Raw genomic sequence first — 14,986 nt, 5'->3', positions numbered from 1 at the left:
CAGAACATTCAGATTACAGGGCAAAATGTATTGCGTTTTGCGTACACCGCGTTGGCCCACCAGGGCAAGGTCCACGGATGGACGGGTTATCCCTGTAATAGTAACGATGATGGATATAGAACAACGATAAGGTCGGATCAAGGGCCACAACCAATGAATAAACTAATCGCTTTTCTGACTTTTTTAGCGATGTTCGCCGTGGGCTTATGGGTAATTTATTATCAGGACTACCGTACTGACCGTCAGAGCGCGTATGACAATGCGCAAAGAGCGGTCAGAAATATTGAAGACATTCTCAATGAGGCTAAAGACGCGGTGGAAGAAAGTAAACCGCTACTGGCCTCCCCTTGCACGCCTGACGTTATCCGGCAATTGAATATGACAGCAGCCATTGGCAGCCACCTGCGCACGGTCAGCTTGATCAAAAACGACGTGGTGTACTGCTCATCCTTGTATGGTGTGGATAACCGCCCCGCCGCGCTGGAGCGTTTCCATATGCGAGAATTGGCGCTGCTGGCCGGTAACTCCGTCACACCGGATAGAACCCTGATTATGTACCTCGGTAACACCCCATCCGGCAGTGTGGGGGTAGCCATTCACGGTCAACACCTGACGAATGTGCTCGATTTACTGAGTAAACAACGAGATCTTTATTTATCCGTCGGTAATACCTGGATATCCCGCGAGAATAAAGTATCAACACTTACCCCTGACACTCTACATAATTTTGTTATTACCCCCTCCAGTCACTATCATTTCGCTATTCTGTTTCCAAGTAACGATAAATATTCCATTGCCGATTTCTGGAATCAGGAAAAAATGACCTTTCTGGTGGTGTTTTTTATCGCTCTTGGTTCCAGTGTCCTGGCTTATAAATATTCAACACGCCTTAATTCACCTTATGACGGTATTCGACGCGCCATCGAAAATCAGGAAGTGTTGCCCTATTACCAGCCGGTTATTGCGAATGAATCACGGGAAATCTACGGTGTGGAGGTTCTGGCTCGCTGGCACCATCCGAAAAGCGGGTTTATTTCCCCCGATGTTTTCATTCCACTGTGCGAACAAAGTGGGCTGATTATCCCACTGACGCGTACACTCATGAGTAGCGTGGTGCGCGATTTGACGCCGCATCTGGACTCGCTGCCAGACAATTTACACATTGCGATTAACATCAGCGCTCAGCACTGCCAGTCCGACGACTTTATTACTGACTGCAAAAATTTCATCACCGCCTTCGGCGATAAAAACGTGCATCTGATGATTGAAATTACTGAACGGGAAAAAGTCGACATTACACCAGACACCATCGCGTTCTTCAAAAAACTCAGTGATGCCGGTGTCTTGATCGCACTGGACGATTTCGGTACCGGTTATTCTAATTTTGACTATCTCAGAAAATTGCACGTCAACGTCATCAAAATCGACCAGTCTTTTGTCAGCATGATCGATGAAAACGATCCGCAATCCAGCACGCTGGTGAACTGTGTTATCGACCTGGCGCAACAAATGAAACTGATGACGATCGCCGAAGGGGTGGAAACCGAATATCAGGCCGAATTCCTATCCCGCAAGCAGATCAACTTCATGCAGGGGTATTTCTTCTCCAGACCCTTGCCGTTTGATGAACTGGCGCGCACCTGGCTGACTCAAACGCAGAGCCTCGATGCCGGGCCGCATCCCTGACAACACACGATTTTTATCCTCCGCGTCTCTTTACAAGCCCCGGAGCAAGCGGTAAATTCCCGCCCCTTCTCTACTGGCATGGGGATGACAATCATGTTTGTCGGCTTTGACTACGGAACAGCCAACTGCTCGCTGGCTGTCATGGAACACGAAACACCACGGTTGTTGCAACTGGAGCAACAAGCGCCTTATTTACAATCTATGTTGTGCGCGCCCAGTCGCGAAGCGGTTAGCGAGTGGCTGTGGCGACATCATCAGATCCCAGCCGAGGGAGAAAACGCCCGGCAACTGCAACGCGCTATCAGCCACAATCGCGAAGAGGATATTCGTGTTCAATCCGATAGCGTCAGGTTCGGACTGGACGCACTGGCGCACTACATGGATGACCCGCAAGATACCTGGTTTGTTAAATCACCCAAGTCATTTCTCGGCGCAACCGGATTAAAACCACAGCAGATAGCGCTGTTCGAGGATCTGGTCTGCGCCATGATGCTGCATATTCGTCGTCAGGCCGAGCAACAACTTGACCGGCCGATTGAACAGGCGGTCATCGGGCGACCAATCAACTTTCAGGGGATGGGTGGCGAAGAGTCCAACCGACAGGCTCAGGGTATTCTGGAGCGTGCTGCCGGGCGCGCCGGGTTCCGGCAGGTGGCGTTTCAGTTTGAGCCGGTGGCTGCCGGTCTTGATTTTGAAGCGACTCTGCAACAGGAAAAACGAGTACTGGTGGTCGACATTGGCGGCGGTACCACCGACTGTTCGATGCTACTGATGGGGCCAGCGTGGCGTCATCGCCGTGAGCGCGCAGAAAGCCTGCTCGGCCACAGCGGTTGCCGGGTCGGGGGTAACGATCTGGACATTATGCTGGCATTCAGGCAGTTCTGCCCGTTGCTGGGCATGAACGGCAGCACCGAAAAAGGCACAGCCCTGCCGGTCTTGCCGTGGTGGAATGCGGTGGCTATCAACGACGTACCGGCACAGGCCGAATTCTACAGTAACGCCAGCGGCAAGCTGCTGCGTGATTTGATTCATGATGCCCGCGAACCCGATCAGGTAGCGCGCCTGCTGACCGTATGGCGTCAACGACTCAGCTATCGGCTGGTTCGGCTGGCAGAAGAACAGAAAATCGCCTTATCGCAGGCGGACATATCGCAGGCCTGCCTGCCGTTTATCTCGCCTGAACTGGCAACCGACGTTAGCGTAAACCAACTAGAAGAGGCGATCGCACAGCCGCTGGAGCACATTAAGCGCCAGCTTATTCAAGCGCAGGAAAGCAGCCAGACGCAGCCGGACGTCATTTACCTGACTGGCGGTAGCGCGCGTTCGCCATTACTACGCACTGCCATCAGCCACTGCCTGCCCGATGTCCCGATCGAAAGCGGCGATGACTTTGGCTCGGTCACCGCCGGTCTGGCCCGCTGGGCACAGACGCTGTTTCGCTAGATAAAACCAAACCTTACACTGCCGCTGGCGACTCAGGTCACCGCGGCGCTAAGGCGCTCAAACCAGTGCTGGCTGTCGTAATCGTCCGTCAGCACAATACCGAACTGTTGTTGCAGGCAATCCAGATAGTCACGATGGCTACCGATAACACGCTCGCTCTTCTGGCCGTGCCGGGTGACTATCAAGCGGTTATTCGACAGGGTTAATCGCCCTTGTGCCGTTACGCGGGTGCAAAGTGCCTTGGTGGTAAATGGCGATGACAGCGAGGTTTGATGGTAGTGCGCCATCCCGGCATAGTCCGCCAGTTGGTAAGCGTGCAGCGTAAACTTGTATTGTGGTTTCCAGTCATTATCGCCAATCCGCTGCTGCAACTGATAGCCGCCCTCTACCGCCACGACCTGATAATGGACAAACGCTTCACTCGACACCTCACCCGACAGTGGCACCGGCACACAGAACGAATCCCCAAAGCTGATATCGGCAATGACGGACGCTTGCGGCAGCGTCACGTGTAAAAACAGATGATCAAAGGGCTGCCCATAGTGACCGTCATCGTTCCACACCTGACCGGCCAACAGGTGTACCTCAAACCCTAACGCCTGCAGCAGCAAATAAAAACCGTAATTAAGCTCGTAGCAAAACCCGCCACGCCGGTCATCAACGATTTTCCGATAGATGGCAGACGGATTCAGGTGTATCGGTTTTCCGAACACCACATCCAGATTTTCAAATGGAACATGCGTGAGGTGAGCAAGATGAAGGGTGCGCAGTTGTAAAGCCGGTTCCGCAGGCAAAGAGCTGACGCCAATGCGCTGCAGATAGCGTTGAACTTCCGAATTATTCAGCATATGTCTTCCCGGTGCCTGAATAAAAGCCTATCCCCTTCCTGCTTCAGGTTGCTGGCGTATCGTCCTGCAACGTGAATGATTTGGGGTATACGCTGTAGACATCATTGGCAATGTGCTATCGATAATACCCCTTCGCTGTCTATTGATAAACGGGACTTACTATTCGGCTGACAATAAAGCGATAACGGTCACGCCCCCCTGCCGACAGATGAAACTGTCGGCAGGGCATGCTCCATGCTTCGGTTAGCGCTGGGAAGGCAGTGTGTACTGCGTGGTGCGCTCGCCATTAATGTACAGCGCGCGTTGCTCGTCTGGCGGCAACTGCACGGTCAACTGACGCCACGCCGGTACAAACGCCCCTTCCGGGTGGAAGGTCACGTCAATACGTCCGGCGCTGCAACACAGCTCCCAACGCAGCCACAACGCCTGTCCATCACGCCAGCGGTGGGTTTCCCCGTCATCTTCAAACAACAGGCCTTGACGTGTGCCATTCCCCATCAGCGGGAAAAGCAGCATGGTGCGTTGGTCGTCGCTATCCGGGCAGACAAAATCGGTACGCGCCGACATCGGTATCATGGCACCGGCCCGGACCAGCAGTGGTAAACGCTCCAGCGGCGCATCCAGCGTCACCGTTTGTCCCGCGCTGAACCAGTCACCGCGGTAAAAGTCGTACCAACCCTCATGATTATCCGGCAAGTAGACCTGACGCTGACGTTGCCCCGGCTCCACGACGCTGGCGACCAGCAGATCTTTACCGAGCATGAAATCGTCGCTTTCCTCAAAGGTGCGCGGGTCATGCTCATGGTCCAGAAACATTGGACGAAGCATCGGCTCGTCATCCGTATGGGCCTGCCAGAACAAGGTATACAGGTACGGCAACAGTCGATAACGCAACTGAATGGCATCACGGATAATCGGCGTGACCGCCGGATACATCCAGGGTTCGTTAACCGTGGCGTCATCATTCCATGAGTGAATGGTAAAGCGCGGATGCATCACACCGTTTTGTACCCAGCGCACAAACAGTTCGGCGTCCGGCTTATTACCGGCAAAGCCTCCCACATCATGCCCGACGTTATACAGGCCGGACAGGCTCATGCCGACGCCCATGCGGGTGTTATAGCGCAGTGTCTGCCAGTTGGTGCGGTTGTCACCGCTCCAGGTCTGCACGTAACGCTGCATACCGGCGCTGCCGGAGCGTGAAATCAGGTAAGGACGCAGCTCGGGCGCAAAACGCTGCTGCGCCTCCATTGACGCACGCATCATCAGCAACGGCATTAACGGGCGAATATGCTTGATGGCAATCGGCTGCCCAAAGCCATGACAGCGCGCCTCGCCATCCCAGACTTCGAATTCGTTGTTATCGTTCCAGGTTGAATCAATCCCTTTTTCCAGCAGTTGCCGGGTGACGTTTTCCTGCCACCAGGCAACGGTGTCCGGGTTGGTAAAATCCAGATGGGAGCCTTCATCGTCCCAGAAACTGGAACGCTCCGGGTTATCCGATTCTGAATCACGCACAAACAGCCCTTTCGCGGCCACTTCCTGATAGCGTGGATGATCCTGCAACAGGCAAGGCTTGATGTTGGCGGCCAAATGCAGTCCCGCGTCATGAAACGCCTGGCTCATCTGCTCCGGCTGCGGCACCTTGTCGTAGTTCCAGTTAAACACGTAGCGCTTATTGCCGATCGAGGTGTACCCAGATGAGAGCTGGAAAGAATCGCACGGGATAGCATGCTGGCGGCACAATTCAATGAACGACAACAGCTGTTGCTGGGCATCGGGCGCATCAGTGTAATGCATGGTCGAACCGCTGTAGCCGAGGCTCCATTTAGGGCCAAAGTAGGCTTTACCGGTAAGCCGGACGAAAGCTTTGGTCACATCCAGGATTGCCGGGCCGAGCAGGAAATAGTAATCCAAATCCCCTGCCTCAGCCTGATAGCGACGGTAAGCCAGATGATAGTTGTCAAGCTCGTTACCCAGATCCAACCAGGTGGAACTGAGGTTGTCATAAAACACGCCATAGCTGACACCGGGCTGGTTCACAATGGTAAACGGCAGGTGCTTATACAGCGGATCGGTGCTTTGCGCGTTATAGCCCATCGCATCCAGATTACGAAACTCAAAGCGACGACCGGCGCGGTTGAGATCCCCGGCTTTTTCGCCCAGCCCGTAGCAACGTTCCTGTGGTGTACGGCGCTGGTAGTGCGCCACGCCATCACCGTGACGGTTAAGCAGATAAGCGCCGGTCGGTCGGTCAGAAGCCAGCGGTTGCCACTGCCCCTGCGCATCACAGTGTTCCCATGACAACCACAGCGGCTGGTGTATCGTCACCCGCAGTTGCGCGGTGCTTATCTGCAACGCATCGCCTTGCCAGGATAAGCTATACCCCGGTAAGGCAAAGCCGTCGCTGCTCTCGCGCACTCGCCCCTGCCACGGAACATCATCCTGCTGCGGCGCGATACTCCAGGTACGGTTCAATCGCAGTTCATCATCCTGCTTAATCAATACCCGCATTAACCCCGGCGCCAGCACATACAACATAAAGCGATGCGCGCCGTCCACCAGCAACTCAACCCGATCCTCGGCCTGATGGTGCAATACCCAGTGTTTCAATGTCTTCATAACATCACTCGTCTATTCGGAAATTCTGTCAATACTGAAACGTTATCAATGTGCGCGCTGACGACGCTCGGCAATGAATGCCACCAAAAACAGTGCGCCAAACAAATCAAAAAAGCCCATCGCCACAAACAGTGGATTAAAGCCAATCTTGTCGGCGGTCACACCAATCAACAACGAAAACAGGAAACTGGCAATCCAGGCGCTGGCACCGCGCATACCGTTAACGGTCGCCATTTGGCCTTTATCGAACGAATCCACCACCACGGCGCTCAGCATGCAGGAAATGATCTGGTGGCCAAACCCGCCGATGGAGATCAAAATGATGGCCAGATAAGGGTTTTGGGTCACGCTGACCAGTGCGAGTGACAGCATCAGGAATGCGCCGGTCACCGAACTGCCCACCACGGAATTAATCCGTGAACAACCAAACAAGCGCGTGTAGAGCTTGGTCAGATAACCACTGGCGATACTGCCAAAGTCAGCGGCCAGAAACGGCAGCCAGGCAAACATGGCGATCTGTTTCAAATCCATACCGCGTTCTTTCGCCAGATACAGCGGCACCCAGAAACTCAGCACCGCCCAGGCCGGTTCGGCCATAAACGCCGGAATGGCGATACCGTAGAAGCGGCGGTTTTTCAGCACCGTTTTCATGGCGGTGAAAAAGGGTTGTTTCACCGGTGCCGGTTCGTTGTCCTGACGGATAAATGCCAGCTCGGCTTTACTCAGGTTCGGGTGCTTTTCCGGATCATGGTAAAACAGCCACCACAACACCACCCAAAGCATGGCCAGCACCCCGGCAAAAATGAATGCCCCCTGCCAGCCCAACAGCGAGTGGGCAATCACGATGATCGGCGGAGCCAGCATCGCACCAATCGAAAACCCAACGCCCGCCCAACCTGCAGCCACAGGGCGCTCCTGACGAGGGAACCACTCGCCAATGGTTTTCGCGTTGGCCGGGGTGGCGGCGGCTTCAGCGCCCCCCATCATAAAACGCAAGACCGCGAGTTGAATCCAACTGCCAGCCCCGGCATGTAACAGACACATCAGCGCCCAGATAACCGCGCAAATCATGAAGCCCATCTTTAAGCCGATGACGTCGATAAGCCATCCACACAACGGCTGGAATAGGGTGTAAGCCAATTGGAACGCACCGACAATCCAGGAGTATTGCTCGGTAGTAATGTTTAAAACGGTTTTTAATTCAGGTGCCAGAATACCCAGTGAATTACGGGTGATGTAATTGACGGTGACGCCAAACAGAAATAACGCCAGAACCCACCAGCGTAATTGTTTGAATTTTCGTTTTTCATTCACAGCGGGAGAGGAATTAACGTCGAGACTCATGGTGATCTCCTTACAGCGGACTTCGGTGAATACCTGTCGGCACACACCATCCTGATGTTCTAATATTCAGATTTTTATAAAGTTTTATGTCTTTTAAACCCATTCCTCCGGTGGAATATCACCGGAAGAATCGCGACATATTCAGCGTAAGGAAATAAAAAAGCGGGAGATACTCACTTTTTTGCAACTATTTTCATGATAGCGTCATTAGCTGCTGTTTTTGGTCATTTTTATGCCTAAAACCGACCATCTTCTGCTTATGAAAATTTTTTCATAAGCCAAATTGAGCAGGATCACAAAATGAAAAAAAACCTCCGGATCCGCGATATTGCCCTGCAAACCGGTTTTTCCGTCAGTACTGTTTCGCGGGTGCTGGCGGGTAAATCCAACACCAGTGAGGAGGCACGGATGCGCATCCTCACTGCCGCCCGGCAATACGGTGTGATGGATAACCTGGCTACCGGTCGTTTATTACTGAATAGCCTGACCGTGTTCGCTCCAGAGCGGGCTTTTAACAGCCGGGCCGACATCTTTTATCACAAGGTATTGCAAGGGGTGCAGGAGTCGCTGGACCCGCATGATGTCCGCCTGCGTTACTGCGGGTTGGCGGAGAACGACAGCGATGTCTCACTCTTTCTGGAGAAAATGTCCGCGCCGGAAACCGAAGGCGCGATTTTAATCGGTATTGATGACCCGTATATCCATGCGCTGGCGGCAGAATTGAATAAACCGTGCGTACTGGTGAACTGCTTTGATCACAAAATGAGGTTATCCGGTGTCTCGCCTGCGCACCAGCTTATTGGCGAATTTGCCGCCAATTACCTGATTGAACAGGGACACCGTCAGATCCTCACCCTACTCTGCCTGCGGCGTTATACCATGGAGTGGCGACTGACGGGGATCCGCGAGGCGTATCAACAGCATAACCTGCCGTTTAGCGAGGAGCGCCACCTGCTTACCCCCCGCGGTTTCGGCAGCGCAGAAACGGAACAAGCCGTCACCGAGTTTCTGGCTACCTGCCCACGTGAGCAGTACCCTACCGCGATACTGGCAGGCGGTAACTTCATCGCGGTAGGCGCGATTAATGCGCTGCATAAAGCAAAGTTGCGGGTACCACAAGACATATCGGTGATGAGCATGGATGGTGCCAACCTGGCGGCGGTGCATGACATCCCGCTTACCTCGATACTGATTCCATGCGAAGAATTGGGTCGGGAAGCCGTCAGATTATTGCAACTTCAGTTGATGCAGCCGGGTCGTGGTCACGGCAATCTGTTGCTGAACGGTACGCTGGCAGTGAGAAGTTCGGTCAAGCGTATTCGGCCAAGTCAGCGCCACTCGCCGGTACAGGACACGGATTTATACGATGCCTGATGAGAGGGTGAAACCGGTAGGATCATGGCTTCAGGCCTGCCACACCGTCAGGGTGTGGCAGGCCTGCCGGTCTGGCGCATCAACTGGATTGGTTGATGATTAACTGACCGTTGCTGTCGAGTGGGATGCGGGTACCAGGGTCACGATCCATCCTGATTTTGCCTTCCTGATCGCCAATCTTGTAGGTGACGTCATAACCCAGCACTTTTTGTGATTTGTCATACACCGTTTGGCAGCGTTGCTGCGTAGAGGTAGTAACATCACTGTCCTGCATATTCCCCTGCACCTGGTTACCGGCATAGCCACCGGCCAGTGCCCCGGCTACCGTTGCCACGTCGCGTCCGCGTCCACCACCGATCTGGTGCCCCAGCACACCACCCGCCACCGCACCCAACAGTGAACCGGCAAGGCGATTTTCGTCCTGCACCGGCTGACGGTGCGTCACCGTCACATTACGGCATTCCTGACGCGGCGTTTTCACCGTTTCTTTGATGGGGGTAGCTGTCAGCACCTGTGCAAACTGCGGTCTGGATGCGAACACATCCAGACTGGCAACAGCAGCCACGCCCAGCGCTGCCGCCATACCGATACCCACACCCGCTAACATTGACTTGTTCACAGGAAACCTCCTGAATAAATAATCACGCACCGTCCATCTCGCCGTGCCTTATACGGTTTATCACCGCCGGATGGCTGACCCGAAAGCCCCGCTAGCGGGGTGCAGCGTGTGCGCAACGCTGTCTGATGCGATGAAGTCTGCCGAATCCCTGCGGTACTCTCAATCGGATTACTACCTTAAAAGGGAGGCTCAGATAACAAAACTGTCACATTTGAGAGTTTTCTTACCTTGAGTTGGCGTTAGTGCAATATTTTGTTCTGAAATAGATGCGGTATGGCGGGGAATAGCAGGTTGCCCGCCGGATAGCGGGCAACCTGAAGTCAAGGTCGAGCGGTATCAGCCTTAGTGCAGTTTGAGGCGCGGGCGGATAACCCGGTTGATGCTACCGACCAGCATCATCAGGCCGGTTTTGAGATAGCCATGCAACGCAATCTGATGCATACGGTAGAGCGAAATATAAACGAAGCGGGCAATGCGCCCTTCTACCATCACCGAGCCACGCATCAGGTTCCCCATCAGACTACCGACGGTGCTAAATTTGGATAATGACACCAACGAACCGTGGTCTTTATAGACATAGGCTTTCAGCGGCTGGCCATCCAGCAAGGCCAGAATGTTGCTGTAGCAACGTGACGCCATTTGATGCGCGGCCTGCGCACGCGGTGGTACCACACCGCCGCCTGGCTGAGGACAAGACGCACAGTCGCCAATGGCAAAAATCGCCGGATCACGCGTGGTTTGTAGCGTCGGCTCCACCACCAACTGGTTGATGCGGTTGGTTTCCAGACCCGCAATATCCTTCATCGCATCGGCCGCTTTGATACCCGCCGCCCATACCATCAGGTCAGCGTCAATAAATTCGCCGTCCTTGGTGTTCAGACCGCCCTGCTCAGCGCTGGTCACCATGGTTTTAGTCAGAACGCGAACACCGAGTTGGGTCAATTCATGATGCGCCGCCGCAGAAATACGCGGTGGCAGGGCTGGCAGAATACGCTCACCGGCTTCCACCAACGTCACGTTCAGCGCCTGGTTACTGAGGCTGTCAAAACCGTAACTGTGCAGCTGTTTGACTGCATTGTGCAACTCGGCAGACAGTTCCACGCCGGTGGCACCGCCCCCGACAATCGCGATATTGACCCTCTCTTTTTCGCCCTGAGAGGCGGAGAATTTGAGGAACAGATTGAGCATTTCGTTGTGAAAACGGCGAGCCTGTTTCGGGTTATCCAGGAAAATGCAGTGATCTTTGACCCCAGGGGTGCCAAAGTCATTGGAGGTACTGCCCAGCGCCACCACCAGAATGTCGTAAGGCAGTGAACGGGCCGCGACCAGCAACTCCCCTTGTTCATTGCGGATCTCTGCTAACTGGATAGTACGCTGTTCACGATCAATATCGGTCAGCATACCCAGTTGGAAATTGAAATGATGATTGCGGGCATGCGCCAGATAGCTCAATGCATCCATGTCATCATCCAGCGAACCGGTCGCCACTTCGTGCAGCAGCGGCTTCCACAGGTGGCTGTGATTACGGTCCACCAGTGTGATTTCCGCTTTATTCTTGCGACCGAGCTTGCGCCCCAGGCTAGTCGCCAGTTCCAGTCCGCCGGCACCGCCGCCGACAATCACGATTTTCTTGATTGGCAATGATGTCAAAATGACCCCCTGAAAATTTGTGAACCAATAGTTAATAAAGAGTAAATAAACAATATCCTTAAATTACATATGGTTATAAATGATTGAATGGGATATTTGTCATGAGAATATCATGTAAGGTCATTTGGTCATACCAAAATTGATTTAAATCAATTTACTTTAGTTACAGATAGTCAGCCCGACAAATTAGATATTGATAACCAATGGGTTAGCAAAAGAGGTTGGCAGAGGAAAAACAGGCTGCCAGACCCACACTGAGCGAATCCGGCAACGATAAAAAGCGACAGGAAGGGATCAGCCTAATGATTTAAAGGCTTTGATGCGCTGCAGGTGTGAAGAAATGTCGCGGAACTTATGGCCTTCGATGTCGTTCCAGATGATTTCGTAATACTCGCCCAGCAGACGAGCGCTGCGCTGGTTATCCAGCATGTCGTCATGACGTGATAAGACCACCATACAGCGATCGCGGTTTTTCTCACGGAAATTCTCTACGCATTTGGTGGCGATATCGGCGTACTCTTCCGGGCGATCGATTTTGCCAGCCATATTCTCTTGCGGGAACAGATTGGGGTTGAACATGACCTGACGGATATCGCACAGGAAGCCAATGCGTTCAGCCCAAAATCCCCCCAGTCCAACGCCACAAATCAACGGCCGACTATCCTCATTGGATTGCAGCATCTTGTCGACTTCCCTGAGCAGATGCTGCATATCATGACGCGGATGCAGGGTGCTGTAGCTCACCAGTCGGACATCCGGGTCGATAAACTGCAACTGCAGCACTTTCTCATGATTACCCGGACTGCTTGAATCAAAACCGTGCAAATAGATGATCATCTGTGCCTTCCCTCCAGCCTTGTTTAGCGGTGATTAACCGGCGGCTTTATGTGCCTGCCAGCGTTCACTCAATGCCGTCAACTGCGACGTCGCCTGCTTCCAGCGCGATGAATTCAGCAGTTCCCGACGCGTGATCATTCCCCGATGATAGAGCGTCTCCAACCCCGGTACTTTGACCGCCGACAGATTATCCAACACGCTGATGGCTCCCTGACGCTGATTGCAGACCAAAATCATGTCGCAGCCAGCGTCCAACGCTGCCTGGGCACGCTCAGCGTAGCCGCCCATCACCGCCGCCCCTTCCATCGACAGGTCATCCGAGAAAATAATGCCGCCGAACCCCAATTCCTGACGCAACACCTGTTTCAGCCAGTACGGCGACCCGCTGGCCGGACGAGGATCCGCATCACGGTAGATAACATGTGCAGGCATGATGGCATCCAACTGCTGTCGGGCAATCAACTCCCGAAAGACACGCATATCCCGTTCCCGAATTTGTGCCAGCGGTCGGTTATCCTGAGGCGTTTCCTTATGGGAGTCCGCCGTGACCGCACCGTGTCCAGGGAAGTGCTTACCTGTCGCTTTCATACCAGCGGCACGCATACCAGCGATAAAATGCTCCGCGACGGCCAGCAACGTATCCGGGTCGTTATGGAAAGCACGATCGCCGATTGCCGCACTCTGATGTCCCACATCCAACACCGGCGCAAAGCTGATATCAATGTCCATGGTGATTATTTCCGCCGCCATGACCCAGCCCGCTTCTTGTGCCAGTTGCTGCGCCTGCGCCAATGGATTCAGTGCGGCAAAAGACTGGGCGGCCGGTAATGGGGTAAAGCCGTGACGAAAGCGTTGTACCCGGCCGCCTTCCTGATCGACAGCCACCACTAACCGTTCACGCGAGGCACGCCGCATCTGGCGGACTAATTCGGCCAACTGGTCAGCATCGTGAAAATTACGGCTGAACAGGATAACGCCCCCTACCAGCGGGTGCGCCAGCACCTCACGATCTTCCGCGTCCAGCTCATAGCCAGCCACATCTAACATTAACGGACCCACAAAAACCTCTTCTTGTTAATTGCAATCAGCCTGATGGCCGCAAAACCTGCCATGGCGCTACCCGCCTGCCCGACGTAATGCATCGGCGGTCTGACGGTAGCTCTGCTCACCGGTTTGCCGCCAGCGGACTTCGAACCACATTAAGACCAGGTAATCCGCCCAATATTGCCAGCGCGCCACCTGTTGCCGCAACGACGTCAATGACAAACCACGCCAGTGACGGCAGTAAGCCTGTAAAAAATCCTGCTGCTGCACCGCATCCAGCTCACATCCCCGAAACAACAACGCCAGTTCCAGCCCGATGTCGCCGTCTGCCGCATACTCCCAGTCAATCAGCCGCCAGCCTGCCGTGGTACGCAGCAGATTGCCGGGATGCACGTCCAGATGCAGCGGTGCCATCAATAGCGGTGCAGGTAACGGCGTGTCGATAAGCCATCGACAGGCGCGCTTCAACTGCGGTGAACGCCTTGCCGGGTCCATATGCAGCCAGTGATGTGCTATCAAGCGTTTCAAGGCCAGCGGATAACCGTAACGTGGCTGGTGATGCAAACGCGCTATTAACGCCGCCAGCCGTCCTTCGGTGAGCAATAGCGAAAACTGGCTGGCATCCACGTCCGAGCCTGCCAGCCACTCTACTAATAACCAGCCATCACGCCAGCATACCGGGCGCGGTGCCAGCGCTTGCCCGCTCAACTGACGCAGCACACGGAACTCACGCTGGCGGGAGGTCCCTAACTGCCGTCCTTGTGGTGTTTCGCCACGCGCCAGCCATATCCCCGCCGGAGATTGCACACGCCAACTCTGCTGGCTAAGACCACAGACGGGCTGCAAATGAAAACCGGCGGTGGCTACCGCCGGCAGAGCCTGCTGCAACAGCGCATGCAACGCTTCACTGCTGGCGAACCGAGCCATTACCGGACCAGACTATCTCACCGGTCTGCACCAGCATCAGTTGCATCGACAAATCAGGTGATTTGACATCACCGCTGGCATCCGCGTACAGCACATACTGCGCACCGACATAACGGGCCAGACCCACCGCTTTGCTACGCGATTCGAGGCTATCTTCTTCGGACAAGCCTAACGATTGCCGCGCTACGCCTAACTGTTCATGCGACACCATCGTAAATTGTCCCGATGCTGCCAACGCGTTGTATAACGCTGTGGTCGCCTGAGCAGACTGTAGCGAACCATTGGTGTTATTTTTAATCTTGTTCACCAACAGAATACTGCCTTTAGCAATACCGTCGGTTTTCACCATCTGCCCTACCAGCGGCGTTACCGCAGCAGACCAATTGAGCACCGGTACCTGAATTTTCGGCGGTGTCGGCAACGGCTGACTTTCTGATGGCGGCAAGGTCGGTTTCACCGGTACAGGTGGCGCGACGGGCTCGATAGTCGCCGGTTGTTCTGTTTGTGGCGCGCGGCTGCTACAGCCTGCGATCACCAGCGCCATCAGCACGATGCCAAGATATTTTTTCATGTCTGTCCTCTCAATCACGCA

At 54.2% G+C, this 14,986-nt stretch carries 12 protein-coding genes; 3 read left to right on the top strand and 9 right to left on the bottom strand.

The genetic code is table 11. The annotated features are described in order from the left end of the window. The first annotated feature begins 153 nt into the window (after positions 1-153). Together FGI04_RS05840 and yegD are read left to right on the top strand one after the other, a co-directional pair. Positions 154-1,686: an EAL domain-containing protein gene (locus tag FGI04_RS05840; protein WP_342701172.1), complete on the top strand. Its 1,533-nt coding sequence runs from the start codon at positions 154-156 to the stop codon at positions 1,684-1,686. A gap of 93 nt (positions 1,687-1,779) precedes the next feature. Further along, entirely contained in the window at positions 1,780-3,129 is a 1,350-nt protein-coding gene (gene yegD, locus FGI04_RS05835) for a molecular chaperone (RefSeq protein ID WP_407337394.1), read from the top strand. 32 nt (positions 3,130-3,161) lie between these two features. Here the strand turns inward: yegD and FGI04_RS05830 are convergent, their stop codons facing one another. From FGI04_RS05830 to FGI04_RS05820, 3 genes are all read right to left on the bottom strand, one after another. Then, a complete protein-coding gene (locus tag FGI04_RS05830) occupies positions 3,162-3,977 on the bottom strand; it encodes an arylamine N-acetyltransferase family protein (protein ID WP_407336416.1) in 816 nt (271 codons plus the stop codon). Positions 3,978-4,220: 243 nt separating this feature from the next. Continuing rightward, entirely contained in the window at positions 4,221-6,599 is a 2,379-nt protein-coding gene (locus FGI04_RS05825; protein WP_407336415.1) for a glycoside hydrolase family 31 protein, read from the bottom strand. Positions 6,600-6,644: 45 nt separating this feature from the next. Beyond that, the gene (locus tag FGI04_RS05820; RefSeq protein WP_342701175.1) at positions 6,645-7,943 is read right to left on the bottom strand and encodes an MFS transporter; all 1,299 of its coding nucleotides are present in this window, start codon (positions 7,941-7,943) and stop codon (positions 6,645-6,647) included. Positions 7,944-8,243: 300 nt separating this feature from the next. Here FGI04_RS05820 and FGI04_RS05815 point away from each other — a divergent pair, with 300 nt between their 5' ends. Then, positions 8,244-9,317 (top strand): LacI family DNA-binding transcriptional regulator, encoded by a 1,074-nt coding sequence (locus tag FGI04_RS05815; RefSeq protein WP_342701176.1) that lies wholly within the window; start codon positions 8,244-8,246, stop codon positions 9,315-9,317. Between the two features lie 79 nt (positions 9,318-9,396). On the opposite strand, the gene FGI04_RS05810 is transcribed toward FGI04_RS05815, so the two are convergent. The 6 genes from FGI04_RS05810 to lpoB all read right to left on the bottom strand — a co-directional run bounded on the left by FGI04_RS05810 (position 9,397) and on the right by lpoB (position 14,965). Next, positions 9,397-9,936 (bottom strand): glycine zipper 2TM domain-containing protein, encoded by a 540-nt coding sequence (locus FGI04_RS05810; protein WP_342701177.1) that lies wholly within the window; start codon positions 9,934-9,936, stop codon positions 9,397-9,399. A 342-nt stretch (positions 9,937-10,278) separates the two neighbouring features. Further along, positions 10,279-11,586, bottom strand: coding sequence for an NAD(P)/FAD-dependent oxidoreductase (locus FGI04_RS05805; protein WP_407336413.1), 1,308 nt, complete (start codon positions 11,584-11,586; stop codon positions 10,279-10,281). A gap of 294 nt (positions 11,587-11,880) precedes the next feature. Continuing rightward, on the bottom strand, positions 11,881-12,423 hold the full coding sequence (gene ycfP, locus FGI04_RS05800; protein ID WP_168365921.1) for an alpha/beta hydrolase YcfP: 543 nt from the start codon (positions 12,421-12,423) through the stop codon (positions 11,881-11,883). Between the two features lie 33 nt (positions 12,424-12,456). Further along, positions 12,457-13,482, bottom strand: coding sequence for a beta-N-acetylhexosaminidase (gene nagZ, locus FGI04_RS05795; RefSeq protein WP_407336411.1), 1,026 nt, complete (start codon positions 13,480-13,482; stop codon positions 12,457-12,459). 57 nt (positions 13,483-13,539) lie between these two features. Continuing rightward, positions 13,540-14,394, bottom strand: a complete 855-nt coding sequence (locus FGI04_RS05790) for a protein kinase family protein (protein WP_342701180.1) — start codon at positions 14,392-14,394, stop codon at positions 13,540-13,542. Next, a complete protein-coding gene (lpoB, locus tag FGI04_RS05785) occupies positions 14,372-14,965 on the bottom strand; it encodes a penicillin-binding protein activator LpoB (RefSeq protein WP_407273267.1) in 594 nt (197 codons plus the stop codon). The genes FGI04_RS05790 and lpoB overlap by 23 nt, the downstream gene beginning before the upstream one ends. Between the last annotated feature and the right edge of the window lie 21 nt (positions 14,966-14,986).

Source organism: Dickeya ananatis (assembly GCF_019464615.1).
Taxonomy (GTDB): Bacteria; Pseudomonadota; Gammaproteobacteria; order Enterobacterales; family Enterobacteriaceae; genus Dickeya; species Dickeya oryzae.
This window is presented reverse-complemented; position numbering and strand designations above follow the sequence as displayed.

Bases quoted from the DNA above. Each gene is read 5' to 3' on its own strand.
- FGI04_RS05840 (WP_342701172.1), top strand. From the start codon at position 154: ATGAATAAACTAATCGCTTTTCTGACTTTTTTAGCGATGTTCGCCGTG.
- yegD (WP_407337394.1), top strand. From the start codon at position 1,780: ATGTTTGTCGGCTTTGACTACGGAACAGCCAACTGCTCGCTGGCTGTC.
- FGI04_RS05830 (WP_407336416.1), bottom strand. From the start codon at position 3,977: ATGCTGAATAATTCGGAAGTTCAACGCTATCTGCAGCGCATTGGCGTC.
- FGI04_RS05825 (WP_407336415.1), bottom strand. From the start codon at position 6,599: ATGAAGACATTGAAACACTGGGTATTGCACCATCAGGCCGAGGATCGG.
- FGI04_RS05820 (WP_342701175.1), bottom strand. From the start codon at position 7,943: ATGAGTCTCGACGTTAATTCCTCTCCCGCTGTGAATGAAAAACGAAAA.
- FGI04_RS05815 (WP_342701176.1), top strand. From the start codon at position 8,244: ATGAAAAAAAACCTCCGGATCCGCGATATTGCCCTGCAAACCGGTTTT.
- ycfP (WP_168365921.1), bottom strand. From the start codon at position 12,423: ATGATCATCTATTTGCACGGTTTTGATTCAAGCAGTCCGGGTAATCAT.
- FGI04_RS05790 (WP_342701180.1), bottom strand. From the start codon at position 14,394: ATGGCTCGGTTCGCCAGCAGTGAAGCGTTGCATGCGCTGTTGCAGCAG.
- lpoB (WP_407273267.1), bottom strand. From the start codon at position 14,965: ATGAAAAAATATCTTGGCATCGTGCTGATGGCGCTGGTGATCGCAGGC.